At 63.4% G+C, this 2013-nt stretch carries 1 protein-coding gene; it reads left to right on the top strand.

Annotated elements, in window-relative coordinates; translation table 11 throughout:
* Positions 1-621: 621 nt before the first annotated feature.
* Positions 622-2013 (top strand): trypsin-like serine peptidase (locus AAH991_RS39955; protein WP_346231164.1); only part of this gene is annotated, 1392 nt, incomplete at its 3' end.

The raw sequence follows: 2013 nt of genomic DNA, 5'->3' as shown, positions 1-2013 counted from the left end.
TCGCTCTGACGCTCTAACTGGACCAAAGGAAAGGGCCCGGCCTCCAGCCGGGCCCTTTTCCTATTTTCGTCCGCTTAAGCCGTATTGCGACGGCAGAAAGTGCAGCCACGAGAACGTCCTCGTAGCCCGGATCGGCCCTACCGGCCCCGTGTCCCCCGCCGCCAAGCGGAAGCGCCCGAGCACCCGTCTCCGAGCCGGCCTCTCGCTCTCGCGCCGGTCCACTGCCCACGCCGGACACCCACGGTCCTCCCTGCGGACCTGCCTATATGCTCCCCTGCCGAGCACCAGCGCGGAGGTCCCTCAGGGTCGCGCGCGGTGGGAGCGAGCCAGCTTTGACGGGACTCACCTCCCCTTCGGTTTCATCCATCGACTGTGATTTGCGTCACACTAAATCCTGAACCGATCCATGACTGCAAGTGAAACAGATCGAACAAGGCGCACTTGATCAGCGCAAATATGGCTAACAGCGGCAGATCTGGCCTCCGACTACTCATTGCGGCCTTACCGACAGACCTCATGAATCGCCTTACATGCCCCTGATTTCTCCTATAGCTTTCTCCTCGATCCTTCACTGACGCATGGGGCGCAAGTGGCGTCCCACGACAGACCTGGGAGAAATCCATGAAGCGCACCCTCGCCCTCGGTGGGGTCGTGGCGGGCCTGCTGGCCGCCGCCGCCGTTGCCGCGCCGGCTCAGGCCGACACCGACGTCGCCCCGCCGGTCAACCTGGCCAACACGAACTTCGCCGCCAAGCAGGTCGCCGCGTTCTGGTACGGCCAGAACAAGGCGAACCTGATCAACGCGACCCCCTACAACGTCGAGACGACGCTGCCCACCAAGCACGTCTCCACGGGTGGCGCTTCCGCCGACAGCAAGGCCGGCGTCGTCGGCTCCAGCGGCGACCAGAAGGCCGCCACGAGCAACTTGAAGAACATCAACCTGCCGAAGACCACCGGCAAGGTGTTCTTCATCGGCGCCGACAAGAAGCCGCACTGGTGCTCGGCCACCTCGGTGCAGAGCCAGTACAAGAACCTGGTCGCCACCGCCGGTCACTGCGTCTACGACACGGTGAGCAACAAGGACACCCTCGACAAGTGGGTGTTCATCCCGGGTTACTACCAGGGCAAGACCCCGTGGGGCATCTACGTGGGCAAGACCGCCTACACCCACTACGACTACGACGTGTACGAGGACGGCGACCGCGACTACGCGTTCGTCACCGTGTACAACGGCGTCCAGGTCACCGACGTCTCCGTCGACAAGGTCAAGAACTGGGTCAAGGACCGCCGGTTCGAGACCAAGGCGGACGCCGAGAAGGCCAAGAAGGACCTCGAGACCAAGCAGACCGGCTGGGCCGGCGAGATCAAGCCCGTCGTGGACTACCGCACGGTGGTTCGCAACCGGCACGCCGAGTCCCAGAAGGAGAACGTCAACATCCTCTGGTGGGCGTTCGCCCAGGACTGGAACAACAGCGTCCTCAGCAACCCGTCCGAGCAGGACATCAAGGACATCGCGTCCAGGATCAACAACCAGCGCGGCGGCACCACGGAGTTCAAGGTGTCCCGGGGCACCGGCGTCACCGTGACCCGCGTCAGCAAGGAAGAGTTCAACAGCGCCGAGTACGCGTTCGACGACGAGGTCCACGTCTCCGCCGACGCAAAGACCTTCTACTTCGCCTACAACAACGGCTGGTACAAGGTCAACTTCTGGGTGAACTTCGACATCGACTACATCCTCAAGGGCAAGATCGTCGACATCGCCCTCAAGGACGTCGGCAGCCTCGGCAGCAACGTCGGTGGTCAGGGCCTGGCCTACAACCAGAAGATCGGCACCTCGGTGTTCGTCTTCGGTTACCCGAGCGGGTCGCACCCGGACGGCAACTACGCCTTCACCGGCAAGACCCTCAAGTGGGCCTACGGCAAGACCTTCAAGGCCGCCGCTCCGGCCATGAAGGCCGAGGAGCTCGTCGGCATCAAGTCCTCCTTCACCGGTGAGGGCTCGATCGGCTCGTCC

Source organism: Microbispora sp. ZYX-F-249, from assembly GCF_039649665.1.
Lineage (GTDB): Bacteria > Actinomycetota > Actinomycetes > Streptosporangiales > Streptosporangiaceae > Microbispora > Microbispora maris.
Note: the sequence above shows the minus strand (reverse complement) of the source record. Positions and strands in the feature narration are given on the sequence as shown.